Origin of the sequence: Clostridium sp. AF29-8BH (assembly GCF_003478145.1) — a bacterium.
GTDB lineage: Bacteria > Bacillota > Clostridia > Lachnospirales > Lachnospiraceae > Otoolea > Otoolea fessa.
Genome location: NZ_QUEL01000008.1, coordinates 57494 through 82966 on the forward strand (window position 1 = coordinate 57494; position 25473 = coordinate 82966).

General features: G+C 47.6%; 21 protein-coding genes and 3 pseudogenes. 5 read left to right on the forward strand and 19 right to left on the reverse strand.

Annotated elements, in window-relative coordinates:
* Positions 1–6 precede the first annotated feature (6 nt).
* Positions 7–828, forward strand: a complete 822-nt coding sequence (locus tag DWZ16_RS07155) for an ABC transporter permease (protein ID WP_022358845.1) — start codon at positions 7–9, stop codon at positions 826–828.
* A complete protein-coding gene (locus DWZ16_RS07160) occupies positions 828–2756 on the forward strand; it encodes an extracellular solute-binding protein (RefSeq protein WP_118522508.1) in 1929 nt (642 codons plus the stop codon). Before DWZ16_RS07155 ends, DWZ16_RS07160 begins: the two co-directional genes overlap by 1 nt.
* A gap of 82 nt (positions 2757–2838) precedes the next feature.
* On the opposite strand, the gene DWZ16_RS15430 is transcribed toward DWZ16_RS07160, so the two are convergent.
* The gene (locus tag DWZ16_RS15430; protein ID WP_181986255.1) at positions 2839–2979 is read right to left on the reverse strand and encodes a hypothetical protein; all 141 of its coding nucleotides are present in this window, start codon (positions 2977–2979) and stop codon (positions 2839–2841) included.
* 111 nt (positions 2980–3090) lie between these two features.
* Between DWZ16_RS15430 and DWZ16_RS07170 the strand changes: the two genes are divergently transcribed.
* Positions 3091–3522 (forward strand): NifB/NifX family molybdenum-iron cluster-binding protein, encoded by a 432-nt coding sequence (locus tag DWZ16_RS07170; protein ID WP_117796726.1) that lies wholly within the window; start codon positions 3091–3093, stop codon positions 3520–3522.
* A gap of 51 nt (positions 3523–3573) precedes the next feature.
* Here the strand turns inward: DWZ16_RS07170 and trmL are convergent.
* From trmL to DWZ16_RS16070, 18 genes and pseudogenes are all read right to left on the reverse strand, one after another.
* Positions 3574–4066 (reverse strand): annotated as a pseudogene (gene trmL, locus DWZ16_RS07175) (tRNA (uridine(34)/cytosine(34)/5-carboxymethylaminomethyluridine(34)-2'-O)-methyltransferase TrmL).
* A pseudogene (locus DWZ16_RS07180) lies at positions 4060–5234 on the reverse strand (aminotransferase class I/II-fold pyridoxal phosphate-dependent enzyme). Before DWZ16_RS07180 ends, trmL begins: the two co-directional pseudogenes overlap by 7 nt.
* Positions 5231–5713 carry an Lrp/AsnC family transcriptional regulator gene (locus DWZ16_RS07185; protein ID WP_022358850.1) on the reverse strand — a complete coding sequence of 161 codons (483 nt, stop codon included), beginning with the start codon at positions 5711–5713 and terminating at the stop codon, positions 5231–5233. The pseudogene DWZ16_RS07180 and the gene DWZ16_RS07185 overlap by 4 nt, the downstream one beginning before the upstream one ends.
* A gap of 14 nt (positions 5714–5727) precedes the next feature.
* On the reverse strand, positions 5728–6345 hold the full coding sequence (locus DWZ16_RS07190; protein WP_243015256.1) for an AIR synthase-related protein: 618 nt from the start codon (positions 6343–6345) through the stop codon (positions 5728–5730).
* Positions 6346–6460: 115 nt separating this feature from the next.
* Positions 6461–7978, reverse strand: a complete 1518-nt coding sequence (locus tag DWZ16_RS07195; protein WP_243021951.1) for a VanW family protein — start codon at positions 7976–7978, stop codon at positions 6461–6463.
* A 127-nt stretch (positions 7979–8105) separates the two neighbouring features.
* Positions 8106–8831: a PolC-type DNA polymerase III gene (locus tag DWZ16_RS07200; RefSeq protein ID WP_022358853.1), complete on the reverse strand. Its 726-nt coding sequence runs from the start codon at positions 8829–8831 to the stop codon at positions 8106–8108.
* Between the two features lie 263 nt (positions 8832–9094).
* Entirely contained in the window at positions 9095–10897 is a 1803-nt protein-coding gene (locus DWZ16_RS07205) for a B12-binding domain-containing radical SAM protein (RefSeq protein WP_118522509.1), read from the reverse strand.
* A 4-nt stretch (positions 10898–10901) separates the two neighbouring features.
* A complete protein-coding gene (locus DWZ16_RS07210) occupies positions 10902–11954 on the reverse strand; it encodes an L-threonylcarbamoyladenylate synthase (RefSeq protein ID WP_242995804.1) in 1053 nt (350 codons plus the stop codon).
* A 204-nt stretch (positions 11955–12158) separates the two neighbouring features.
* Complete coding sequence (locus DWZ16_RS07215) at positions 12159–12896, reverse strand: N-acetylmuramoyl-L-alanine amidase (RefSeq protein WP_333489847.1); 738 nt, start codon at positions 12894–12896, stop codon at positions 12159–12161.
* A gap of 87 nt (positions 12897–12983) precedes the next feature.
* The gene (locus DWZ16_RS16055; RefSeq protein WP_284525737.1) at positions 12984–13385 is read right to left on the reverse strand and encodes a YitT family protein; all 402 of its coding nucleotides are present in this window, start codon (positions 13383–13385) and stop codon (positions 12984–12986) included.
* Entirely contained in the window at positions 13385–13855 is a 471-nt protein-coding gene (locus DWZ16_RS07220; RefSeq protein ID WP_284525736.1) for a YitT family protein, read from the reverse strand. Before DWZ16_RS07220 ends, DWZ16_RS16055 begins: the two co-directional genes overlap by 1 nt.
* A 110-nt stretch (positions 13856–13965) precedes the next feature.
* Positions 13966–15420 (reverse strand): sigma-54 interaction domain-containing protein, encoded by a 1455-nt coding sequence (locus tag DWZ16_RS07225; RefSeq protein ID WP_118293786.1) that lies wholly within the window; start codon positions 15418–15420, stop codon positions 13966–13968.
* A 149-nt stretch (positions 15421–15569) separates the two neighbouring features.
* Entirely contained in the window at positions 15570–16346 is a 777-nt protein-coding gene (locus tag DWZ16_RS16060) for a hypothetical protein (RefSeq protein ID WP_243015252.1), read from the reverse strand.
* Positions 16343–16936: a sodium/glutamate symporter gene (locus DWZ16_RS16065; protein WP_243015251.1), complete on the reverse strand. Its 594-nt coding sequence runs from the start codon at positions 16934–16936 to the stop codon at positions 16343–16345. The genes DWZ16_RS16060 and DWZ16_RS16065 overlap by 4 nt, the downstream gene beginning before the upstream one ends.
* A 153-nt stretch (positions 16937–17089) precedes the next feature.
* Positions 17090–18259, reverse strand: a complete 1170-nt coding sequence (locus DWZ16_RS07235; RefSeq protein ID WP_118472522.1) for an alanine dehydrogenase — start codon at positions 18257–18259, stop codon at positions 17090–17092.
* A 411-nt stretch (positions 18260–18670) separates the two neighbouring features.
* Positions 18671–18889, reverse strand: coding sequence for a hypothetical protein (locus DWZ16_RS07240; protein WP_118522510.1), 219 nt, complete (start codon positions 18887–18889; stop codon positions 18671–18673).
* Between the two features lie 427 nt (positions 18890–19316).
* Positions 19317–20726, reverse strand: coding sequence for a sodium:solute symporter family protein (locus tag DWZ16_RS07245; RefSeq protein WP_182427311.1), 1410 nt, complete (start codon positions 20724–20726; stop codon positions 19317–19319).
* Positions 20727–20765: 39 nt separating this feature from the next.
* Positions 20766–21952: pseudogene (locus DWZ16_RS16070) on the reverse strand (amidohydrolase family protein).
* Positions 21953–22156: 204 nt separating this feature from the next.
* Between DWZ16_RS16070 and DWZ16_RS07260 the strand changes: the two are divergent.
* Complete coding sequence (locus DWZ16_RS07260; RefSeq protein WP_107001820.1) at positions 22157–23710, forward strand: PucR family transcriptional regulator; 1554 nt, start codon at positions 22157–22159, stop codon at positions 23708–23710.
* 487 nt (positions 23711–24197) lie between these two features.
* Positions 24198–25343, forward strand: a complete 1146-nt coding sequence (locus tag DWZ16_RS07265) for a Fic family protein (protein ID WP_118522514.1) — start codon at positions 24198–24200, stop codon at positions 25341–25343.
* Positions 25344–25473 lie beyond the last annotated feature (130 nt).

A 25473-nucleotide genomic window follows, 5' to 3' on the forward strand; every position in this document is an offset into this window, starting at 1 on the left:
CTTAGCATGAAATCAAACGTGAAACGGCTCTTCGCCGGTCCTTATATTCTCTGGATGATCGGTTTTACCATCATCCCGCTCCTGCTGATCGTATACTACGGTCTGACAACCAAAAGCGGGGCATTTACACTGGCAAATGTCTGTTCCATCACGACACCGGAGCATATGAAGGCGCTGCTCTTATCCCTGGGTCTGTCTCTGGCTGCGACCGCCATCTGCCTGCTTTTGTCCTATCCGCTGGCTTTGGTGCTGCGCCGCCGCGGCATTGGGGCAGGCAGCTTCATGGTATTCGTCTTCATCCTTCCGATGTGGATGAATTTCCTGCTCCGCACCCTCGCGTGGCAGACGCTCCTGGAGAAAAATGGCGTTATCAACGGCATTCTTTCCTTTCTCCATCTGCCAAATATTGCCATCATCAATACCCCGTGGGCGATCATTCTGGGTATGGTATACAACTTCCTGCCTTTCATGATTCTCCCGATTTATAATGTGCTGGCAAAGATCGACGACAATACCATCAACGCCGCCAAAGACCTGGGTGCAAACAATTTCCAGACACTCATTCACATCTGGATTCCGCTCAGCATCCCGGGCATCATCAGCGGCATTACCATGGTATTTGTCCCGGCGCTGACAACCTTCGTTATTTCCAGTCTCTTAGGCGGCAGCAAGATCCTGCTCATCGGAAATGTCATCGAGCAGGAGTTCACCAAGGGAAGCAACTGGCACTTAGGTTCCGGTCTCTCGCTGGTTCTGATGATTTTCATTTTACTGAGTATGGCGCTCATCGCCAAATACGATAAAGAAGGGGAGGGCAATGCGTTCTGATGAAACATAACCGCTTAAAACAGTTTTTCCAGGACTTTTACCTGGCGCTCATCCTGCTCTTTTTATACATCCCGATCGTGACCATGATCGTTTTGTCCTTTAACAACACAAAATCGAGAACCGTCTGGGGCGGTTTTACCACCCGCTGGTATACGCAGATGTTCCAGGATTCCGCCATCATGAATGCCTTAAACAATACGCTACTCATCGCGTTTGCGTCGGCTCTGATCGCGACCGTCATCGGCACGATCGCCGCCATCGGCATCAACAGCATGAAACGGATTCCGCGCACCATCGTCATGGGAATCAACAACATCCCGATGCTGAACTCCGATATCGTAACCGGTATCTCCCTGATGCTGGCATTTATCGCGTTCGGTATCTCTCTCGGATTTAAAACCGTGCTGATCGCGCATATCACATTTAACATTCCATATGTGATATTAAGTGTCATGCCGAAACTCAAGCAGACGAACCGGTACACCTACGAAGCCGCTCTGGATCTCGGTGCCAGCCCACTATATGCCTTCTTCAAGGTCGTATTTCCAGACATCGTCCCAGGTATCCTCTCCGGCTTTTTGATGGCATTTACGATGTCCCTCGATGATTTTATCATTACGCACTTTACAAGAGGTGCCGGTATGGATACCTTATCCACCCTGATCTACAGCCAGGTGCGCCGAGGCATCCAGCCGACGATGTACGCCCTGTCCACGCTGATTTTCGTGGCAGTCCTGGTGCTCCTGGTAATCACCAACTTTGCCCCGGAGAAAAAATCCACCGGCAATGCGACTGTGATTGACACAGAGACCATCAAGCGCCGCAAACGCAACAACCAGATCAAGAACGGCGTTCTGGGACTTGCCTGCACGCTGATTCTGCTTGTCGTTGGTGTCAGCACCTACAGCCGCTACACCACAACTCATTCAAACGAACTGTACGTCTACAATGCAGGCGAATATATTGATCCAGACCTGATTGAGGAATTTGAACAGGAAACCGGAATCAAGGTTACCTACGACGTATTTGAGACACTGGAAGAAATGTATCCGGTCATCGAAGCCGGCGGCGTCAACTACGATGTAGTCTGCCCATCCGACTACATGATTCAGAAAATGAAGGAAAATGACCTGCTTGCCGAACTCAACTTTGACAATATTCCAAATGTCAAAAACATTGACCCGCAGTACATGGAAATGTCCAAGCAGTTCGACCCGGAAAACAAATATTCCGTGCCATACACCTGGGGAACCGTCGGTATTCTTTATAATACGAAGCTCATCGAAGAAAAAGGACTTCCAGTTCCGGCCAAATGGTCCGATCTCTGGAATCCGGCTTATAAAGGCGAGATCCTGATGCAGGACAGCGTCCGCGATGCCTTCATGGTAGCGCTCAAAAAAGACGGCTTCTCTGCCAACTCGACCGACGAAACCGAACTCCAGCAGGCAAAGCAGGATCTGATTGACCAGAAACCGCTCATACAGGCTTACGTCATCGATCAGGTGCGTGACAAGATGATCGGCGGCGAGGCAGCCATCGGCGTCATCTACTCCGGCGAGATCATGTACATCCAGGATGAGGTAGCCGCACAGAACCTCCCATTCTCCCTGGAATATGTGATCCCGGAAGAGGGAACCAACGTCTGGCTCGATTCCTGGGTAGTTCCGAAAAATGCGAAAAATAAGGAAAACGCAGAAAAATGGATCAATTTTCTCTGCCGCCCGGATGTCGCAGTCAAAAACTTTGAGTACATTACCTACGCGACGCCAAACAAGGCAGCCAAGGAAATGCTGGACAAAGAAATCCAGAACAACAAAGCCGTCTTCCCAGATGCGAAGCAGCTGAAAAACTGCGAGGTTTACCGGTATCTTGGGGATGAGGCGGACGAGCTTTATAATAGTTTGTGGAAAGAAGTTAAGTCGGATTAAGGGGCTTGCTGCTTCAAATCATAATTGTAAAAAAGAGTCAACAGAAGTGCATTCTGCTGGCTCTCTTTTTCTATCAAAGATATTATACTTCCAATGCCGCTTTTAAGTCTTCCATACTGGAATATCTCGGTGCATTTGGATCTTTTACAATCGTTCTTCCTTCTTCGATTGCTATCAGTAACGCATCCTTCTTTTCATTCTTCTCAATATTTACTTCATCCATACAAGCCACCTACATATATGTCTATTATATATTTTTTCATAAATAACATATACATTTATATTGATTTTTCAATTCTAAGCGCTATACTATCTCTAAAAAAGGAGGTCACTCATGAAAATTGCAGTCCCTTATGAAAACGGAGAAATCTGCTCCCACCTGGCTCAGGTGAAAGAATTTTTAATTTTTGATGTAGTTGACGATGAGATTATTTCCACCAAAACCGTGAAACAGACCTATGCAAACGATCCCGGCGCGCTGGTCGAGTTTCTGAAAAAAGAAAATACTGCCGTTCTCCTCTGCGACGCCCTTCCGATCCCGATGATGATCGCCCTGCGCGAAACCAGCATTCAGGTTCTCGGCGGCGCCAAAGGCGCTCCTAAAGACCGCATCGAAGACTTCTTAAACGGAATGCTTCACTTTGACCGGAGCGGAAATAACGGACCATCCTGCGGCGTCCACCTGCCGGACAACAATAAAAATGGCACTGACTCCGACGCCGAATGCGACGGAAATATCAGTGCCTGTGGGACTTGGTGCCACTAATTCCTGTTTCATCTGAGACGTTGATGACGCACGTGTGGGACAGAATCCACCTTATTTCCACTGGAGGTGATGCAGATGCCCCTCCGTATTCATCTTCTCAAACCCATTCTGCCGCAGCGCCTCATACAGAATGATCGCCACCGAGTTTGACAGATTCAGAGAACGCGTCTCACCCCACATCGGGATGCGGACGCAGCGCTCCGGGTCTTCGATCAGGAGTCTTCCGGGATGCCGCGGCTTTCCGGTCCGAACATGATATAGCAGTCCGGATCGTAGTGAACGTCCGTATACACCTGCGTCGTCTTCGTGGTCGCCATATACGGGCGCGCGCCGGATTCTTCTCCAGAAAATCTTTAAAATCGCTGTAAACTGTCACGTCCAGATGTGGCCAGTAATCAAGACCCGCTCTTTTTACCATTTTATCATTCAATTTAAAACCGAGAGGCTCGATCAGATGAAGCCGCGTGTTCGTTGCCACGCAGCTTCGTCCTATATTTCCTGTATTCATCGGCATCTCCGGTTCATAGAGTACAATATTTAACATTTCTTCTCTCCATCCAGCCGTGCCACAAACCGCTTGATGCGCTCGATCGCCTTCTGCAGATCCTCCAGCGAATACGCATAGGAAACACGCAGATAGCCCTCGCCGCAGTCTCCAAACGCGGTGCCCGGCACAAGCGCCAGCTTCTCTTCCTGTAACAGGCGGTTTGCGAATTCATCCGAGGTCATGCCAAACCGTTTGATGCACGGGAACATATAAAATGCTCCATACGGCTCGAAACAGTCCATGCCGAGCCCCCGGAACTCTCTCAAAAGATAGCGGCGGCGCTCATCGTAGGCTTTCTTCATGCGGGCAATGTCCTCATCGCCATTCCGCAGGGCGTCAACCGCTGCATACTGGCTGGTGGTCGGCGCACACATAATCGCAAACTGATGGATTTTCAACATCTGTTTTAAGATAAGCGCTGGAGCCGCCGCATAGCCGAGACGCCACCCGGTCATCGCATATGCCTTGGAAAATCCGTTGATCAACACCGTGCGGTCACGCATCCCGGAAATCTCCGCGATGGAAACGTGCTTGCCACTGTAGGTCAGCTCGGAATAAATTTCATCACTCAGCACAAACAGATCCTTCTCCTCAATCACCTTCGCGATCGCTCCAGATCGGTGCGGTTCATGATCGCGCCCGTTGGATTGTTCGGGAATGGAAGAATCAGCACCTTTGTTTTCGGTGTGATTTTCTCCAGCAGCTTCTCCGGCGTCAGACGGAACTCATCCTTCTCCTCCAGCTCGATAATGACCGGCGTACCGCCCGCCAGCACCGTACACGGCACATAGGAAACGTAACTCGGCTGCGGAATCAGAACCTCATCGCCCGGATTGAGCATCGCGCGCAGGGCGATATCAATCGCCTCGCTGCCGCCGACTGTTACCATCACTTCTGTATTCGGATCATACTCAAGACGCTGACGACGTTTCAGATAATGGCAGATCTCCTGGCGCAGTTCCTTTAAACCAGAGTTCGACGTATAGAAGGTACGTCCTTTTTCCAGCGAATAAATGCCCTCCTCGCGGATATGCCACGGTGTATCAAAATCCGGTTCGCCCACGCCCAGGGAGATCGCGCCCTTCATCTCGCTGACAACGTCAAAAAACTTCCGGATTCCGGACGGCGGAATATTTACAATCGTATCTGATAATGGGTTTCTCACGGAACAATCAACATCCTTTCATCCTGAGGACCGTCGCAGAGAACGGTACCATGGTCTTTGTATTTTTTAAGAATAAAATGGGTCGCGGTACTCAGCACAGAATCGATCGTGGAAAGCTTTTCTGCCACAAACTGTGCAACTGCACGCATGGTTTTCGCCTCGATCATAACGGTAAAATCATAGCCGCCGGACATCAGGTATACCGAGGTCACCTCGCTGTACTGATAGATTCTCTCGGCAATCTTGTCAAAGCCCATCTCGCGCTGCGGCGTTACCTTTACTTCGATCAGTGCAATGACCTTCTCCTCATCTGTATTATCCCAGTTAATCAGGGTATGGTAACCGCAGATGATATGTTCATTTTCCATTTCGGCGATCTCCGCCGCGACCGCAGCTTCATTTTCCCCGAGTAAATCCGCCAGCTCTTTGACGCTGATGCGGCTGTTTTTTTCAATGACCGCTAAAATTCTCTCTCTCACTTTACTACCTCCTGTTAATGGGATTTTGGTAAGTCTTTCATTTTATCTATCTCATCCGGTTTTGGCCGGTCAAGAAAGCTATGTACTTCGCCGCTGTAAATCTCGCGTCCGATCGCTGTGCGCGTCCGACCGATGAGCGCCGCCGGAATGCCCTCTCTCTCCAGATTCTTTAGCAGTTTCGGACCGCTAGACGCCGTCAGCAGAATGCAGCCCTGGGACTGTAAACGGTATGGATTGAGGTCAAATACCTCGCAGACCTCCACCGTCTCCTGGCGGATCGGAAGTTTCCTAAGATCCATCTCAAATCCGAGTCCGAATCCATCAAAAAAATGCCACAGCGCTGCCATGACGCCGCCCCCGCCCGCCGGATACCACGCAGATGCGCCGAGACGGGTCAGCACTTTCCGCTCTTTATGTGCAGCAAATGCCTCCAGAAGCGGAGACGGATTCCATTTCTCATAGAGATTCTGGCATTCTCTCACATACCGTGCAGAAAATCGGTTCAAAAGCGCCGCCTCGCCGCTTTTTGCCGCCATCGAGGTACCAAGAAGCGCGGTGTAACCGACCGCCAGAAGATCCTGCTCGGCTTTCATCTCCCCGTATGCCTCGAAAATTTCATCTTTTATGTTCATTCTGATTCCTTTCCCAGCTTCACATTCAAGTACAGTAATTTTCTGCGTTTACCACGCCATGTTACCACAAATCTCTGCTCTCATACCATCACTATATATGATCCGATATAAGCTATCACTCCATCGGCGGCGCTGCTTCCTGCGCCGGACCGGCTGGTCCCTGCGGCTGTGCCGGGGTCGGCTCCTGTGCTGCCGGTGCTTCCGTCGGTGCCGGAACCGGATTTTCCGGCTGTGGCGTCTCAGGCTGCGGTGTCTCAGGCTGCGGTCCAGCCGGAACCGCCGGTGCCGCAGCTGCAACGGCCGGACCTACACGGTAGATTGCCTTCGATGCCATATAGGTATCCGTCTGCAGCAAGGTTTTCTCCATCTCCACGCCGTCCACGTAGACGTATTTCCAGAGCCGTGACTGCAGCCCATAGTGCGCCGACTGTTCCTTCACCCTCGCACCCGGCTTCAAAGATGCGTCCACCTTTGTGATCGGCTCGCCCGGATCCTTCTTCGACAGTGTCTCCGAAACGTATTTGATCGTCCGGTTTGCCGGTCGTGTCTCTTTTCCATATATCGTAAATGAAATAGTCCCGCCGTTCACTGCCCCTTCCATATAGATCGGGGTATCGTATGGATTTTTAAATTTCAGATCCTTATAAGTACCCGCGATCGCCGAATCCTGCGATGCCGGAACGTAAGTAACAATCATCGAATGATTCTGGCGCTGGGTGATATCCATCTCCGCCAGAAGCGCTGCATTGTAGAGCGTCGTGCAGATCTGGCAGGCGCCACCGCCGACCGTATCGACTACCTGACCGTTCGCATAGGAACCTGCCGATGCATAGCCATTTTCCACCGTAAATGGGGTCAGCCATGTATAAGCCGAAAATTCTTCTCCCGGCATCAGAACCGTGCCGTTGATCTTCGCCGCACCGTTCCGCAGATTCTTGGAACGCGACACATTTCCCGGGTTGAATCCGGTACTGAATGTTCCAAGTGCATCCTGAATCGTAGATAATGCCTCTGTCGTGCGGGTCGGCTCTGCATTTTTGACTGTTGCATCCACCGAAACCGGTTCCGAAAGACCGCCCGCGAGCGCCTCATTCAGTGCTTTTGTCGTCGCATCTATGTCCACTTCCTGTCCCGCCGAAGACTGGCTGACCTGAAAGACTCCATTTTCATGCGTGATCACGGCGTCCTGCGGCGCTGTCGTAAATTCCGCGCACCGGGTCTGCACAAACTCGGCAACCTTCGCTTCATCGACCGCTGTCTCAATCTGCAGATCCACACCGGACTGCTCTAATTCCTTCTGATTCAGATACCGGCGCAGAAGATTTCCGCCGGAAAGTTTCTCCACTTCCTCATCAATCTCGTTCTGGTTGACCCAGGAAAATCCCAGCTCCGCCGCCTTCGTCTGAACCTCATGACCTTCTACCCGGATCGAAATGGTCTGATTTTCCATCTCCCCGATGGATTTTTCAATCGTCTGATCCGCCTCTTCCCGCGTCATCCCGGAAAGATCAAACCCACCGACCTGAAAACCCGTGGGAATCGTCCCCGCTGACGCGGTGCCCGTACCGGCTATAAGCAGTCCCATCACTGCCGCACCGCATACGCCTGCCATCCAATTTCTTTTTTTCATCATCTACCGAACCTTTACATCATAAGACCTGCCAAAATGGTTCCCGCTACCATCGCTACTACTACGATTATAATAACAACCGCTGATACGATCTGGCGTGTTTTCTGATTTGAAAATTTAAACATATCTCTCACCTCTTCTGCATTCTGCCATGCTGCGCGATAATCTGATCCGTAAGTCTCGAAATCTCATTTTTCGAAAGCGAATCAATCTGCGCAGATAAATTTATTCTATGATATTTTAGTAATTCCCGCAAGACTTCTTTTTGCTTTTTTGACGCGGGCTGTTCGCGTTTTACCTTGTAAATCAAAGGCTGCGGTGCAAACACCTCCGGCACTTCCAGAAAATACCTGTTTTTAAGCTCCTGATACAGATGGTGCGCCGCCAGCGCATCCGAAAGCGCCCGATGGCTCTCGCCCGGATCCACCGCAAAATACCGACACGCGGCTGCCAGATTCTTTTTTTCCTCCTCTGGCATAAAATGGCGGCAGATTTTCAAGGTATCAAGCCCCGCATGCTCAAATGTATACTTCCGGTTGACCGCCGCCCGCTTGAGAAAGCTGAAATCAAAGATAACATGATGCCCCAGAAGCGGCAGCTCCCCGCAGAATGCCAGAAGTTCCGGCAAAACTGTATCCAGCACCGGCGCATCCTTCAAATCATCGTCACAGATTCCCGTCAGCTCCCGGATGCGCGCATCCAGTTCCCGCTCCGGGTTGACAAACGTCGAATACGTCTGCACCACGGTTCCATCTTCCACCCGCGCCGCGCCAATCTCGATGATCCGCTCGGTTTTGGGATTTAACCCTGTTGTCTCCAGGTCAATCGCTATATAAGAATTGTCTGTTTTTTCCATTTTATTTATCCATCGTAACTGTTCAGTACCTTCACAGTCACGCGCAAAAATCCATTAAAAATTGCCTACGGCAATGGGATTTTTGCCTGCTGGCCCATGTTTTCGTACGGTCAGCGCAGTAAATGCACAGACCTACTGAACAGTTTACTATCCATCTAATTTAAAATATGGCTGTCCTACATTTCTTCTCGTTCGCAGATGTTCAGACTGCCGCCATCCGCAATTTCTTTTTCCTGTCTTTCTCTGGAAAATCCCATTTCTCACTATATTTCATCCTGTGAAATGGAAAATGCCGCCGCATTGCCAAACAGAGCATCCCGGTTTTTGTAATCAAACAGCACAAAGCTTCCGTCTTCCATCCGCTCTAAATGCGCCATTTTCGCCATCTGCCTGGAATCGTATGCCTCGTAGCCCTTCAAATAACGGCGTTCCTTCGCCTCGCGCATGAAAAACTGCTTCGTCTCGTTCTTCCACTCCGACGGATCCGGGGCAAAAGATGGACGGCTCTTGACGTTTTCACGGAGGTAGAGGTCATAAATGAGAAGATCCTGATAGGAAATTTCTTTGTTCCCCCATTTCTGAATAAACAGATACAAAATCTCATACCGTGCCAGCCGGTTATGGCTCACTCCATTCAGTCCCTCTTCCTCATAAAATGCCGCCAGGCGGTCATACAAATCAAACGCATCGCCCCATTCCTGCGACAGGCATTTCATCGTGCGGCGGAACTGCCCGCTGTTGTAATAGACCTCGACCATCTCTTCCACACCCTTGAGACGGATCACCTCTTCATAGGAAAGCCAGTTGGTTCTAAGCACCTCATACGGCGGCTTGCTCTGGCTGAGCAGACCGTATTTCTGCTTCATTTCTTCCATATAGGAACCCTTCAGCACCTTCAGAAAGCCAAGCTGAAGCTGTTCCGGCTCCATTTTGTATACATCGTTGAAGGAACGATGAAAGCTCTCGATATCCTCATACGGAAGCCCCGCAATCAGGTCGAGATGCTGATGGATGTTGCCAAAGGTGTTGACCTGCGCCACACGGCGCGCCACCTTGTCCAGATCCATCGTCCTCCGGATCTCCTTCACAACCACCAGGTTCGTCGTCTGCACACCGATTTCCAACTGAATCAGCCCCGGACGCATCTGTTTCATCAGCGCCAGCTCGTCATCATCCAGAAGATCCGATGAAATTTCAAAATGGAAGTTGGTAATTCCATTATCATGTTCCAGCAAATACTGCCAGATTGCCATCGAATGGCTCTTTTTGCAGTTAAACGTCCTGTCTACGAACTTTACCTGCGGCACCTTCCGGTCAAGGAAAAACTGCAGTTCCTTCGTCACCAGCGAAAGGCTGCGGAACCGCACTTTTTTATCAATCGAGGACAGACAGTAACTACAGGAAAATGGGCATCCACGGCTGCTCTCATAGTAGATAATGCGGTGTTCCAGCCCGCTTAAATCTCCGTAGGAAAATGGAATGTCGTCCAGATTCATGAGCGGCGCCGGACGATGGACCTCGATGGTGCCATCCGAACGGCGTAGGACAATGCCTGGGAGCTCTGAAAAACAAACCTCCGTCCCGCACTCACACGCCTCCACCAACCGCGTAAAGGTCTCCTCGCCTTCGCCCTGCATGATCAGCTCGACCTCCGGCAGCTCATCCATCAGGTGAACCGCGTCATACGAAGCCTCCGGACCTCCCATCCAGATGCGGACCTGCGGAAGAACCTTTTTCAAATCGTGGATCAGTTCCTTTACGTAAACGATATTCCAGATATAACAGGAAAATCCCACCACATCCGGTTTTCTCCGGTAAATATCCTGCAGAATCTGATCCATCTGGTGGTTGATGGTGTACTCGCCGAGATCGATCTGGATTTCCGACACGGTTTTCGTTCGATTCGCACCTTCTGCTGCCTCCGAAACCATTTCCATTCCAACAGCCGCACCCTGCTCATCCTTCTGTCCCAGCCCCAGCCGCTCCATCGCATACCGTCTCAGGCTGTAAATTCCCAGATTTGAATGTATATATTTGGCATTAATCGCCGCCAATAAGTACCGCATCGTCTCACACCTTCAAAATATGATAGCCAGCCGCCTTATTGAGCCGGTTCATAATCGCCCGTCCTAAATTGTCTTCCGAAAATCCTTCCGAAAAGATATATTCCGCGCCACGATCGTCGAAATCGCGCAGAACCGCATACAGGTTGTGTGCAACAGTCTCCTGACGCGCCCGCGCACCGATGCTTTCCAGCATCCCCGCCGGGTAACGGTCTTTCGTCTCGTCCGTGCAGATAATTCCAACCTTGCGCCCTTCTGCCAGCTTTTCGCCTGCCAGGCGGTTGATCGTCTCCACAACTGCCTCCGTCTCGCCCTCGACCAGTGTCAGATCGGCTTTCGGTGCATAATGGCGGTATTTCATTCCCGGTGCTTTCGGGCGCACATCCGCGCTGACCGGTCCTAAAATCGCCGGATCAATGCCGACTTCCCCGACCGTTTCACGCAGCATCTCCACGGTGATCGCACCCGGTCTTAAAACCATCGGCATTTCCTCCGTAACATCCACGATCGTCGATTCCAGACCAATTCCAACCGGACCGCCGTCGATGATCGCATCGATCTTTCCGTCCATATCCTGAAGCACGTGATCAGCGCGCGTCGGGCTTGGGCGTCCCGATGTATTCGCACTCGGAGCCGCGATCGGCACGCCGGACAGACGGATTAACTCTGCCGCGATCGGATCAGACGGCATCCGGATTGCCACCGTGTCAAGCCCGCCGGTCGTTCCATACGGCACGATCGCGCTCTTAGGAAATACCATCGTCATCGGTCCCGGCCAGTATGCCTTTGCAAGCTTTTTGCCATTTTCCGGCATATTCGATACCAGCGGCGCGATCTCCTCCAGACAGGACACATGCGCGATCAGCGGGTTGTCAGACGGGCGTCCCTTCGCCGCATAAATCTTCTTCGCTGCCGCCTCATCCAGCGCATTCGCCCCCAGGCCGTACACAGTTTCCGTCGGAAATGCCACCAGACCGCCCGCGCGGATGATCTTTGCCGCCTTCTCAAGCACCTCCCGGTCATGCGCCGTAAAGTCCTTTGGATTTTCTATCTTCCACATCTGGGTATGAAGTTCTTTTTTCGTTTCGTTTTGCATATTGATTCTTCTTTCTACTATCTCACAATGAATAAATCTATTTTCCGTACTAAGCTCGAAAATACCTCGCTAAGTACTCCTAGTATGCGCGGCATGACTCGTACTAAGCTCGAAAATACCTCGCTAAGTACTCCTAGTATACACAAGATTCCCCGTCAGTTCAAGGTTTCAGCGCCCATTCAGATACTCCATGATCCCCATATGCAGCGTATACGCCACGCGGTCCTGATATTCTTCTGTTTTCAGCAGCGCCGCTTCTTTCCAGTTAGACAAAAATCCGCACTCGACAATAACAATCGGGCATTTGACGTGGAGCAGGAGGTAATAGCTGTCATTCGGTTTGGCTTTTCTGCGGTTCTGGTCTCCCAGCGCATAGTCGAAGCGCTTCTGCAGTATTTCCGCCAGCCGTTTCCCCTTCTCTGACTTCCGGTAATAAAATACCTGCGCGCCAGATACGTCCTCCTGGTGGTAGCTGTTCTGGTGGATGCTGACGACCAGATCCGCGCCGGATTCCTCGACGCGGGCGCAGCGGTTTTTCATGTCGGACATTTTCCGGCTTCCGGCTGACGTATCGTAAAGTCCCCGGTCATCCTCCCGGCTCATCACGACCTCCACATCCGACTGCTCCAGATACCATTTCAGGCGCTTCGCGATTGCCAGATTGATGTCCTTTTCCAGGCTTCCGTCCACACTCACCTTTCCCGGATCAAAATCCCCATGCCCGGCGTCCAAGAAAACAACCGGCTTTTTCTTTCCAAGCACAGCGTCCGCCCCCGCTGATGCCAGCCCCGCATACCGTGCCGCCAGAAAGACGCCGCAAAATAAAAGAAGGCAGACTGCCAATTCCACTGACAGCCGCCTTCGCATTTGTTTTAGAAACGGGTGTGTTTCAAACCATTCGTTCAAGTGCACCGCTCCTGATGCATTCTTATAATATCTATATTCGCCTTGTTCGCGGCATATCCCGCTATTTTCTAATTCCAATCCCGGCTCCTACTGCTGTGCCTCCGCTACATCCTTAAACCCAAGTCCAAAAATGCCCGAGGTTTCCTTCACAATCACAAACGCATTCTCATCCGTCTCCGCAATAATGCGTTTTAAACGATTGAACTCCGTTTTGCGGACGGTACATAAAACCACCGTTGTGTCCTCGCCGCTGTAGCCGCCCTTGCCCGGAAGCAGCGTTACCGTACGGTCAATTTCCTTAATGACACGTTCTGCGATTTTCTGCGGGTATTTCGTCACGATCGACGCCTCGCTTCCGGCATCATTTCCGTAGATGATCATGTCGATGACCTTCGTCTGCGCGTACAGGGAAATCAGTCCGAACAGTGCCGCATCGACATTTCCAAAGACGAAGATCGAGGTGGAGAGGATGATTCCATCGATCATCATCAGGCGCGCCCGATCGAGACATGCGGATATTTCTTCTGGAGCAGGTAGCCGACCACATCGCTGCCGCCCGTCGTCGAACCGGACAGAAAGATGAACGCCATGCCGACGCCGACCAGAATGCCGCCGTAGAGACTTCCCATAAGCTGGTCGCCCATATAAACCGGAAAGACCGGGGCGATCACGTAGTCAAGCACCACCGAACAGATTCCGCACGCAAACGCCGTCCGCAGCGCAAAGGCACGGCTCAAATGAAACCACGCCAATATTAAAAGCGGCACATTGACCATCAGTGTCAGCCGTCCGACCGGCAGGTTCGTCACATGGTTTAACATCAGTGCCACGCCGACCGCACCGCCCGGCGCAATATTCGCCGTCTCAATAAAGCTGTGCGTGCCGATACTGTAGATAAATGCGCCCAGAATCAGATATAAAAAATCTTTTACAGAATATTTTCCAATGTATTTCTCCATTTCTGCATTTCCTCCTGTTATTCTGTCTGAGCGTTCCATCCTTTCCGGGCTGATTCTGCTGGTTCTGCTTCCCGCATCGTCCTCAATTTTCCGTATCTATCCTCCATCGCTCAGATTTCTTTTTCCTGTTTTTCCTTCGCCTTTTCGCCCCGCAGCTGGCTCGCCTTTCTCTGCAGCGTCTGCCTCGGCACATCCAGAATCCGCGCTGCCTCAGATATATTTCCGTGCGCCGCCTCCAACGCCTGCCAAATCAGTTTTTCCTCATAGGCAGCCACCGCCTCACGAAGCGACGAGCAGAGTTTTGGAACTTCTTCCAGGCTTTCCGGCGTCTTTTTCCTGTCCGCCTGCTTTTCCAGCAGAAGCTTTCCCTTGATGTCTTTATACTGGAGCAGGGCGCTCGTCTCATCCACCATGCTCATGCCGTAAACGATCACGTGTTCCAGCTCCCGGACATTGCCTGGCCAGTCATATTCTTCCAGTTTTTTTAGCAGATCCTTTGACACATACTGAACCTGCTTGTGGAACGTGCCATTGTGTTTGTTTACATAAAACTTGACAAAATGTCCAATATCCGCCTTCCGTTCCCGCAGCGGCGGAATCCGGATCGACATCATGCTCAGACGATAATAAATATCGCGCCGAAGCTGTCCTTTCTCGATCGCCTCAAGCGGTTCCACATTGGTCGCCGCAATGATCTTCACATTCGTGCGTTTCGTCTCACTGCCGCCCAGGCTGCGGAAACTGCCGTCCTGCAGAACCCGCAGAAGCTTTGACTGCAAAAACAGAGGCATCGAATTGATCTCGTCGAGAAACAGTGTTCCGCCGTCCGCCAGCTCAAAGAGTCCCTTATTTTCCATTGCCCCGGTAAACGCGCCCTTGGACGTTCCAAATAAGATACTTTCGAGCAAGGTATCCGGCAACGCCGCACAGTTCTGCGCGATAAACGGTTTATCCCTCCGTTCACTGGCATTGTGGATCGACTGTGCAAACACCTCTTTTCCGGTTCCCGTTTCCCCATAGATCATAACCGGCAGATCGCACGCCGCCACCACCGGTATATAGTCTCTGGCATTTTTCATTTTTTCATCCACTGCGATGATATCTTCCATCGTAAAAGATGCGCCGCTGTGTTTTTTCAGCTTTCCAGCGCCGCCGACCGGGATCTGTTCCGAAGTCAGTTCCACACTCTCCGGCTCTTCCTCGCCGTCTGTCATCTCCTCCATCGACAGATCGATCGCGCCCACCACGGCGCGCCCGCTCTTGATCGGAATCGAAAGAGAGCTGATATGGATGCCCTCCTGCCCCTTGGTCTGAAGCAGTTGATTTTCCACGTAAACCGGCAGTCCGACCTCCATCGCCCGGATCATGCTGCTGTTCTTAGCGTTCAGGTTTTCAAATACATCGAAAAAATTTTGTCCCACCAGCGCCTGGTAAGCTTCTCTCTCTTTCCGGTTTGAAAATTTACTATTTAACTTTGCTGAAAACAGAATCTCGCCATCCAGGTTGATGATCGTGATTCCGTCAATATATCCTTTTCCATGAAATAACTGTCTTAAAAACTCCATGCATTTCTCCCCTGTCTGAAACACCGCTGACCGGAATCACGCGCCAAGTCTCACGGACGTTCGACTTGAATCTGCGTTCATCCGGCCTGACAACGGTGTTATGTTTACACCTGTTCCAAGTGTATCAGAGGAAACAGGCAAAGACAAGTTTATCCGATCTCCTCCACACCTGGGCGATCCAGCGGAAGTTTCAGCCACCACCATTTAAATACGATATTTGCGATGATGCATGCTGCCATGATTACCAAATAGATGCCGATAAACTTCCAATGGCTGCCATTTAAGAGCATCATCGGTCCCATCGACCACGCAAACATCTCTGCCGGAGTTGTAAACGGCGCTGCAAATGCAGTATCGTTCAGCGTCTTGGAGCGGTTTTCCGGATCAACGATTCGAAGAAGGATGAAGCCGATCGCAAAAACGCCCGTTGAATAGCCAAATACGAAGATCGCGCGCTCAAACCAGCTGCCGCGGTTCATCGCCGGACCAAAGAACATCAGGGTTGCCACTACGATTACAATACCGCAGAGCAGAAGAAGTGCCAGCGGAGCTGCATATTTAACGATAACTGCCAGTTTGATGGAAGCGATTCCGAAAAACACCAGATAATCCGTCGCAGTACCGGAGATACGTCCCACTACATTTTCATCAATATAATCACCGACGCCGACTTTTCGGAAAACGAGGAACATCACGATCGCGGTCAAAAATGCCATCAGGTAATTCGGCAGATCCAGACCGATCGCTGCATAGATTCCCTTGCTGAGTCCCACACCGATACCGGATGCGATCAGCATCACTGCCAGATGCCATGCCAGCGGATCCAGGACGTTGGATGAAATAGTTTCCTCGCCCATCGACTTGCGCTCATTTTTGGGCACCAGACCACAGCGCAGATCATCGGAGATCTGATTGAAGCCTTTCATATATTTGGTCCAGCCTTTTTCGTTCCCAGCTTGATGAAGAACAGACCGCCAAAGATACCCGATAAAATACCAACAGTTGCACAGGTCATCGCGATATCCATTGCATCCAGATCACCCAGTCTCTCAAACGCGGTACCAACAGCCGCTGCCGTTCCGTGTCCGCCGGAGAAACCAGCTGCCAGCAGCAGACCGAAGCCATAGTTAATGTTCGGGAATAATTTCGAAATTACTAAAATACTAAACAACGGTGCCAGTGAGAACTGAATCGCCTGTGCCAACACTTTATAGGAAAAATAAGAACCAATCCGGTCAATTTCCGCTTTAAAATCTTTCTTGTTGAAAGAAAATCCATTAATTCCGACACCTGCGAAAATCAGGATAATCAGAACACTTGCATAAGAACCAATATTTTCAGAAAACGGCAGGATTCCCAGTCCCTGCGCCCCGAGTGCCAGCGCGATAAATCCGGCAATCATGCTTGGCGGAATGAAAAATTTCTGTACCAACGGCACTTTTGCACGTAAAAGCTGACCAACCGCGATAAAAAACGATGCGATCGCAAAGTCCACTAAAATGTCTGTAACACTCACAGATACCCCTCCTATTCTTCTGTATCAAATGCGCCTCCAGCTATTTCCCATCCGGAAGCGCTTCTATTCTCCCCTCAAATGGCAGAGCGCTTTTCATCCGTATCCCCATACGTTTCACGAAAAGCGTTCTGCCGGTATCCTTTATCTGAAAAATCACTTCTCTAATTTGATAAAGTTATCCGAATGGCTCTTGGTTGCCGACGGAGCCAGATCCAGTTTCTGATCTGCGATCTCTAAGATGTCTTCCGGACGAACCCACGGTCTGCCCTGGATAGCACTTGTCTCCTCATGGGTTAAGTATCCCTTGTAGGCAGTTAAGCTGCGGCGCAGGAAACCATCCTTTGCACACGCCTGCGCCACACCATTGTTGATGATGCTTCTGAAGTGCGGCAGTACGGATGCTGCGTATGCGATCGAGGTAGACTGGGAAATTGCGCCCGGAATGTTGCTTACGCAATAATGTACGACACCTTCTTCGATGTAGCGCGGATTTTCATGGGTGGTCTCATGGAATGTCTCGATTGCACCATAATCGTTGCTAATATCTACGATAACGGAACCTTTCTCCATCGAGCGGACCATCTCGCGGTCGATCATGTATTCTTTGGCATCCTTCGGCCATCTAACACAATTATATACGACATCTATCTCTGGTAAAATCTTTTTCAGATTATAACGGTTGGAAATCTGGGTGTTGACTTCCTCATTGAACTGTTTTCCGATATCACGCAGGGTTCCGATATTAATATCCATAACCGTTACCCACGCGCCCAGCGCATGAAGAACAGAGATTGCTGCGCGTCCTACCACGCCGCCTCCAATGACCAGCGCCTTAACGCCCGGAGCACCGCCGAGACCGTTGACGAATTTGCCCTTGCCGCCGTTGATGGAGAGCAGGGATTCCAGGCCAAAGAGTGCACCCGCCTTACCAGCTGCCTCACAGTTCGGTGAACCGTAACGGTGGGAATCTTCTGCGGTAAATGCAATACACTTGCTGTCGAGAAGTGCCTGTACCTCCTCCGGATGTGCTGCTGGATGGATGCAGGTAAATACGATCTGGTTTTCACGGAGCAGTTTGTACTCGCACGGTTCAAACTCTTTTACCTTTGCGACGAAATCGCAGGTTGCATAAATTTCTTCCTTTGTATCAACCAGCTTCGCGCCCTCTTTCACATATGCCTCATCCGAGAATCCAGAACCTTCGCCCGCGCCCTTCTGAACGTAAACCTCATTGCCGTCACCTACCAGCATGCTTACCTCTGCCGGGGTTGCGATGACACGGTACTCGCCTACTTTGATGTCTTTCAATACGCCAACTTTCATAATGTGTTCCCTCCATGTAATATATTTTTCTTTTTGCTTGATACTTTTGCTTGATACTCATATATACAGCAAGTTCCGTGCCAACTTTTACGTTTTTCGATTTTATTTAATATTTTTCTTTTTTATTTTCCAAAAAATTCGAGGTTTTCCTTGTAAATACAAGGTTTTTGTCGAATTAAAATTTTTATTTATTTTTTTGATAACCTTCCAGGAATGACTCGTTCTTGTCTCATTTTTTTCATAATGCAAAAAAATGACTCATTTATGAGCTTTTATGTGCTCATAAATGAGTCATTCAAATTTTATTTTTAAGTCATATGCCGATTTTTGAGTCCTTCATTTCTAGGGTGCTCATTTTCATTTCTGCGCTTTCGCTGATAAACCTTTTATTTTTTTCACCCAGTTTGATTCCTACTGCCCAGCTTCCGCCGCTGCCAGCTTTCGCGACTCCGTCAGCGTCTTTCCCTCGCGCAGATGAACCACCACGCGCTCCAGTTCCGCCGGATCTGCATAATTCGAATGGTTCACTGCATTGTACAAACTCCGTAGACTTTCCCTCATACTGAATATCATCCGAAATAACGTGTCCTTGTGATCCCGCCTTGCTCTTGCGTAAGTTCCTTTTTTCATAAATCCTCCTTTCTGTCAGGAGAATTTCTTCTGCTTTGTAACACTCCCGTCACCTCACAGTCAGAGCAAAATCCATCGAAAATCTCCTGCTTTTCAATTGTTACTTAATTGGATATGCATAAGATTTTCTCAGATTCATAATTAGATTGGAATGTAAGATATACTTGAAATGTTTACAAAGAAAAATATATGCTTGATATGATAAATGTAACATATCCGAACCCATGATGCAAGGTATATGGTCCTAAATTGTCCATCCGTTCAAAAGATGGATTTGCCGGATTCGGTCATTGCATCCGCAAAAAAGGAAGCAGGTGAGCAAACCATTTAAGATCCCCTCACCTGCTTTTCTTATACCTTGATGTTGTCTTTGAAGTATTTCTCCCAAGAAATCTTGAACGCTTAATGGGATCTGACCCCATTAACTTCATTCACTTTTTGGCTGTGTAGCTAAGGATACCGCAATTAATGTAATCAAAGCAATCGGGAATGCAACAAAAATTGTCTGTAATCCAAATGGAGAACCGGTTGCCTCCCAGATAATACTTAATCCACATCCAATAATCATAGATGAAATGCCTCCCGCTTTTGTAGCTTTTTTCCATACAAGTGCTCCAACAACTGCCGGTGTAATTCCTGCTCCATAAATAGTATAGGACCAATACTGAATTGCAAGAATCGATGGGAAGAAAGTCAGAATAATATAAGCGACAACACCTGCAATCAAAATGAACGCACGGCTGACTTTAAGCTCTTCTTTCTCTGTTGCATTCGGATTGATTTTACTATATAAATCGATGCAGAAGTTAGCTGCTGCAGATAACAGATATGAATCACCTGTTGTAATGGTAAATGCTGCTGCTGCGGAAAGTACGATGCCGCCCACAATCGTAGGAAGAAGTGTTGCCGCACCGATCAATGCCTGTCCTGCTGCAATACTGGTTCCAAAATACTGACGCGAAATGAATGCATAGCATGCAACAACCGGCATAATAACAAAACAAGCAAGCATAGTGCCCATCAGACCAACACGAGCTGTTTTTACATCCTTCGCTGCAACAATTCTCTGATAATAGTTCTGATCGGAACAAGTCAGAAGAATCAGCGGAAGATATCCGCCAACCCATTTAAGAAGCGTCTGACCGCCGAAGAACGTAAGGCTTTCCGGATCGTTAGCCTGTGCAGAAGAAATAACCCAATCCCAGCCACCTACTGTACTAATCAGAACCGGTAAGCCAATTGCAAGGCCACCTACCATCAAAAATGCGGACATCGCATCTGTCGTAGCAACTGTCTTCAATCCACCAGAAAGGGCTAGTACAATAACAAGTGCACAACAGATTATTGTACAATAAGTAGTTGGAATACCAGTTGTAGCGTTTAAAATAAATCCAAGACCTCGATACTGATAAGAAACGATAGAAACCATCGCAAGTGCTATGATAACCGCTGATATTGTTCTAGCTTTAGAACCATATTTCGTTTCAAGAAGCTGTGATACCGTGTAGCAGTTGCTTTCCCGGATTTTAGGGGTCAGATAACATAAAACACTCATACTGATAACCGGGCAAATCGTAAAAAACAAACCACTCCACAATCCATAATTAAAAGCTAGGCTATTTCCACCACCGGTTACTGTACCACCACCTGTATATGTAGCCAAAATCGTACCAATTGCTACAATCTTTCCAAGACCTCTTCCTGCTAAGAAAAAATCTTCTTTTCCTTCTTTTTTTACAGCTGCTTTCTTTGCGAAATAAGCTCCCGTTCCAACCAGAGCAAGTAAATAAACAATAACAACCAGAAGCATTTTAGGCTGAGCAATTAATTCATGCATAATGTATCCTCCTTTAATGTCAATATCATTTTCCATATTCTATACTAAAAGACCTTCTTTATATACCGCCGATAAATGTTCTGTAAACGCATGTAAATCTACCAATGGATTGGCATCCAGAACTACAATGTCTGCAATTTTTCCTTCTTCTAAAACACCTCTGTCTTTCACCCCAAGTTCCTCCGCTGCAGCCAAAGTTGCACAGCGAATCACCTGAGCAGCTGACATTCCATTTTCCTGCATTGCAACTAATTCTTTAAATATGGATGGGTGCGGGCCGAAATTCGGAGAACCTGCATCACTTCCCGCAACAATCTTCGTACCGATTTTCATGGCTGCTGAAAAAGCCTTTTTTTGATTTTCCTCAACAGCTGATGCCTTCTCTACGATAACATCTGCGATCATTCCTTTTCCTCGAGCCAGTTCTTTATATACCTGCAGAGTCGGAACCCATACCTGCCCATTTTCTTTCATCTTATGAAGAAGTTCTTCATCTAATGCACCTCCGTGCTCAATTGTATCAATTCCGGCATCAATACATTTTGAAATAGCATCTCGTGAAAGCGCATGTGCTGCGACCTCATATTTAGACGGTGTGCTTCATATGTAATCGCCTTCAACTCATCCGGTGAATACATACATGGACCTACATCTTCCAATCCAGCTGCGCCTCCACTCGCCATGATCTTAATCCAATGAAGTGGTGGAATGCTCATCTCGATATTATAACCTTTCAAACGTTTAATTTTATCAATCAACTGCTCCTTTGTATTCGCAATATAGCCAATCATCGGACAATGTCCATAGGAACCTTGAATTGCACTTCCCGCCGGAACAATATGACTTCCTTTAATCAGTCCAATATTCACAGCTTTTGCCAGAGGAATTGAGCAATCATCATTACAGCCCAAATCGCGTACAGTCGTTACCCCGTTCTTTAAGGATTTTTCCGCCGAAGAAACACCTTTGGCAAAATTTAAATAGTTTCCGTCCCGTACAGTCTCATACATGGGGTCCTTGGCTGTTCCTTCCCATACAAGATGCACATGAGCATCCATAATACCTGGAATCAGATATTTTCCACTGCAGTCCACCTTCTTTGCTTCAGTCGGCGCCTTTTCCTGAACTGATGCAATTTGCTTACCAGTAATTTTTAAATCTGCCTTGATAAATTTTCCTGTTCTTACATCCAGAATTGTACCATTAACCAAATAGAATTCTTCCATACTTCCAACTCCTTCCTGATTTTTCAATCAATGTTGAATATAAATATCCGTAGCTAAAATCAAAATAATGTAATAAAATGAGGATTAAGAATAATTATTTTGATGAACAGATTATAAAAAAAATATAAACTGATTACTTCGTATATCTGATACAATATCAAAAAAACATCTTGTGCAGAATGCACAAGTAGAAAGGAGTCCCTTATGCTATCATTCCTATCATTCATGCAAAAGCTTTCTGCTTATCACGCTTTAAAAAAAGAAAGCATCCTCTATCCAGATTCCCCAATTTTTCACGTTCAAAACAACCTCCCTGTAAGAGAAACATTTACAGAAGCTACCGCATATATTATTCATTCTGATGATTGCCTTCAAATCCCCAAAGACAACCAAAATATACTTTGGATCATTTTGCCGAACGGCACAGATGACACAGAAATCCCTGATTGGATCGAAAACTATGTTATGCTGGCTGAACCTACCGTTCAAACTGAGCTTACATTCCAGCTGCAGCATATACTAAAAGTAGAGCGACGAATTGAAGAAGCTCATTACAAACTCAGCCAATGCCTGATAAACCGTAAAGATGTGAATACCATCCTATCTACAGGTGCAGAACTTCTCAAAAACCCCTTATTTTTATCGGATACATCCACCCGTGTTCTTCACTGGTCTGATCTGAAAGAACTAAAGAAAGTTGATGACGAACTGATTCAATGCATCATCAAACACAATTTTGTAACCTCCGATCTATTCGAAAAATACGACTATAAAACTCTTCTGCCCAGTATCGAACAAACCGAACATGCCTTTATTGAACATTCTAATTACCAGAAGAAGAAAGAACGTCTGATTGTAAAAATTGTTATTGAACACCGATATTTTGGCTGGATCGTAGTGATTCCACAGAAACGTCCCTTTGAAGACGGCGATTGTCAAATACTAGATATTTTAGCAAACGTCCTATCGTTAGAATTAGAGCGAAATAAAATAGGCTTTGCACTCAGTTATCGTGAAAATCTTCTATTTGAACTTATTTCCGGACGCATCCGCAATCAGGAAGAATTTAATTTACGGGCAAAAGGATTTGGCTGGATTCCGGGAGAACACTTCTATACCATGGCTATTGGCTTCCGGGACGCGTACCAATCGGACAATCAAGAACGTTCCATCACTGCTTACAAAAATCATCTTGGTATGATTTATCCAACCTATAAAGCAGTCTGTATCGGCAATATCTTATATCTGCTTCTTGAAACCAAAGATCTGGAATCAGTTGCCAATAACTTGGATAACTTCTTTCAAACTTATCATCTGGCCGCTGGTTGCAGTCACCATTTTTCAAATATCATTGAATTTAGTGCATCTGTAGAACAATCCTTAGAGATTCTACGAATTGGAATGAAACAGAATCCAAGGCAGAATATCTATCGATTTCAGGAATACAATATGCCTTACCTGGTTTCCACTTTGAAAAAATATAGTCAGCCGAACTATTTCTGCCTTCCAGAAATACTCAGATTACAGGCCTATGATCAAGAATTCGGAACCGATTATTTAGATACATTACAAACCTACCTCTTCTTCCGCAATGTAATAACTGCAGCAAATCATCTTCACATTCACAGGAACACTATGAATTACAGAATCCAAAAAATCATTGAAATTACGGGGTTAAAGCTTACCGAAGGCGAGGATTTGTATAAAATATGGCTTAGCTGCCTCATTCTTGGTGTTAATGGGTTCTGCCCCCATTAACTTTGAATCACTTTTTCTTTACCATGCAGCGTTTCTTAAAGAATGAAATACCATGCAAAGAATCTGACCAACGCCCCCACTGTGTATCACACACAGCGAGGGCTTTTTTTGCACTCCAGGAGTTCATTTTATTTCCGTCATAAACTATACACTTCCACCATAAGCCGTATCCCGACTTTCAGACCTTCCTGCTCCGGCTTCAGCTTCTTCCGGTCTCCACCGGGCTTTCTGACTTTATATGCTCTTTTCTCTCCCATAATTATTCATGCAGCTCCAGCGGCAATCCGTCCGGGTCAAGGCAAAATCAAAATATAAAATTCTAAACTTGAAATTTCCAAGGTAATTTTGCTTGAGTAATTTCACAAAAAGCCGTTTTTCTGAAATTTATTCCGTTCTTTATTTTCACAATAAGTTGATTTCTTGAAATTTCTATGCTAAAATAGCCTCAAAAATTTCAATTTCCATTTTTCGGAGGAAAAAAACAATTATGACAAACCGAGCAGGAACACTCGTGAGTAATCTATCAGGCGAAATGGCGTATGAATCCTTTCGGCCAGCTCCGCTTCCACCAAATCCTCCTATTGAGGTATCTGGTGAGCTTCTCACGAAACTTATTGATGCAAACAAAAAATTAGCAACACTTGAAGGGCTTTCCTCCCGTATACCAAACATGGGGCTTTTTGTTTCCATGTATGTCCGTAAGGAAGCCCTTCTTTCCTCACAGATTGAAGGTACACAATGCACCCTTGAGGATATCTTGAATCCTCTGATTGAAGACAACACCAATCGAGATATTTCCGATGTTGTTAACTATATCCGCGCGACTGAGTTTGCGCTTGAGCGGCTGAAAACACTGCCTCTGTGCAATCGTCTAATTAAAGAAACTCATGCAGTTCTTTTGGAAAGCGCGCGAGGACAGGAAAAGAATCCTGGCGAATTCCGGTATTCACAAAACTGGATTGGCGGTCAGGGAAGTACTCTCAAAAACGCTCGATATATTCCGCCAAATCCTGAAGATATGCTAACAGCCATGTCCGACCTTGAAAAATATATCAATTGTGATGATACTCTTGACCCTTTGATTCAAGCCGCATTAATCCACTATCAATTTGAAACCACTCACCCTTTCCTTGATGGTAATGGACGTGTTGGACGACTTCTCATTACGCTCTTCCTAATGGAAAAAGGCATTCTGTCTACTCCCGCACTCTATATTTCTTATTACCTCAAGATGAACCGTATTGAGTACTATGACCGTATGACTCAGGTGCGACGTACTGGTGATTATGAGCAATGGATTTCTTTCTTCCTTCAGGCTTTTGCAGATTCTGCAGAAGATGCGATTCATACAATTGATTATCTTACTGCATTACACGATAAAAGCACGAAATTATTTGATGCTCTCACAAAGAGACAGCGTACCAGCGTTCTTAAAGTGTTTGCCTATTTGGAATCAAATCCTATTATTGATATTCAGAAAACCGCTACGGCTCTTGAAATGTCCTATAATACTGTGTCAAAGGTGGTCTCCATTTTGGTCGATGATGGAATCTTGGAGCAAACAGCCAAATCTGGAAAGGCGAAGATATATTCTTATACCGAATACCTCGATATTCTCCGTAAGGACACTTAACACCTTGACTACCACCGCTAAAAGCGCTCCAAACAATGTCTTTTTCTCAATTTCTTTCACAATTTTCACTCTTATTCTACCACAAGATTACTACAAATGTCTTTCTTCCGTCAAGTCGCACGAAAAAGCG

Excerpts from the sequence above, each read along its gene's own strand:
- DWZ16_RS07155 (WP_022358845.1), top strand. The coding sequence starts at position 7 with ATGAAATCAAACGTGAAACGGCTCTTCGCCGGTCCTTATATTCTCTGG.
- DWZ16_RS07160 (WP_118522508.1), top strand. The coding sequence starts at position 828 with ATGAAACATAACCGCTTAAAACAGTTTTTCCAGGACTTTTACCTGGCG.
- DWZ16_RS15430 (WP_181986255.1), bottom strand. The coding sequence starts at position 2,979 with ATGGATGAAGTAAATATTGAGAAGAATGAAAAGAAGGATGCGTTACTG.
- DWZ16_RS07170 (WP_117796726.1), top strand. The coding sequence starts at position 3,091 with ATGAAAATTGCAGTCCCTTATGAAAACGGAGAAATCTGCTCCCACCTG.
- DWZ16_RS07190 (WP_243015256.1), bottom strand. The coding sequence starts at position 6,345 with ATGAACATAAAAGATGAAATTTTCGAGGCATACGGGGAGATGAAAGCC.
- DWZ16_RS07195 (WP_243021951.1), bottom strand. The coding sequence starts at position 7,978 with ATGATGAAAAAAAGAAATTGGATGGCAGGCGTATGCGGTGCGGCAGTG.
- DWZ16_RS07200 (WP_022358853.1), bottom strand. The coding sequence starts at position 8,831 with ATGGAAAAAACAGACAATTCTTATATAGCGATTGACCTGGAGACAACA.
- DWZ16_RS07205 (WP_118522509.1), bottom strand. The coding sequence starts at position 10,897 with ATGCGGTACTTATTGGCGGCGATTAATGCCAAATATATACATTCAAAT.
- DWZ16_RS07210 (WP_242995804.1), bottom strand. The coding sequence starts at position 11,954 with ATGTGGAAGATAGAAAATCCAAAGGACTTTACGGCGCATGACCGGGAG.
- DWZ16_RS16055 (WP_284525737.1), bottom strand. The coding sequence starts at position 13,385 with ATGATGATCGATGGAATCATCCTCTCCACCTCGATCTTCGTCTTTGGA.
- DWZ16_RS07220 (WP_284525736.1), bottom strand. The coding sequence starts at position 13,855 with ATGGAGAAATACATTGGAAAATATTCTGTAAAAGATTTTTTATATCTG.
- DWZ16_RS07225 (WP_118293786.1), bottom strand. The coding sequence starts at position 15,420 with ATGGAGTTTTTAAGACAGTTATTTCATGGAAAAGGATATATTGACGGA.
- DWZ16_RS16060 (WP_243015252.1), bottom strand. The coding sequence starts at position 16,346 with ATGAAAGGCTTCAATCAGATCTCCGATGATCTGCGCTGTGGTCTGGTG.
- DWZ16_RS07235 (WP_118472522.1), bottom strand. The coding sequence starts at position 18,259 with ATGAAAGTTGGCGTATTGAAAGACATCAAAGTAGGCGAGTACCGTGTC.
- DWZ16_RS07240 (WP_118522510.1), bottom strand. The coding sequence starts at position 18,889 with ATGAAAAAAGGAACTTACGCAAGAGCAAGGCGGGATCACAAGGACACG.
- DWZ16_RS07245 (WP_182427311.1), bottom strand. The coding sequence starts at position 20,726 with ATGCATGAATTAATTGCTCAGCCTAAAATGCTTCTGGTTGTTATTGTT.
- DWZ16_RS07260 (WP_107001820.1), top strand. The coding sequence starts at position 22,157 with ATGCTATCATTCCTATCATTCATGCAAAAGCTTTCTGCTTATCACGCT.
- DWZ16_RS07265 (WP_118522514.1), top strand. The coding sequence starts at position 24,198 with ATGACAAACCGAGCAGGAACACTCGTGAGTAATCTATCAGGCGAAATG.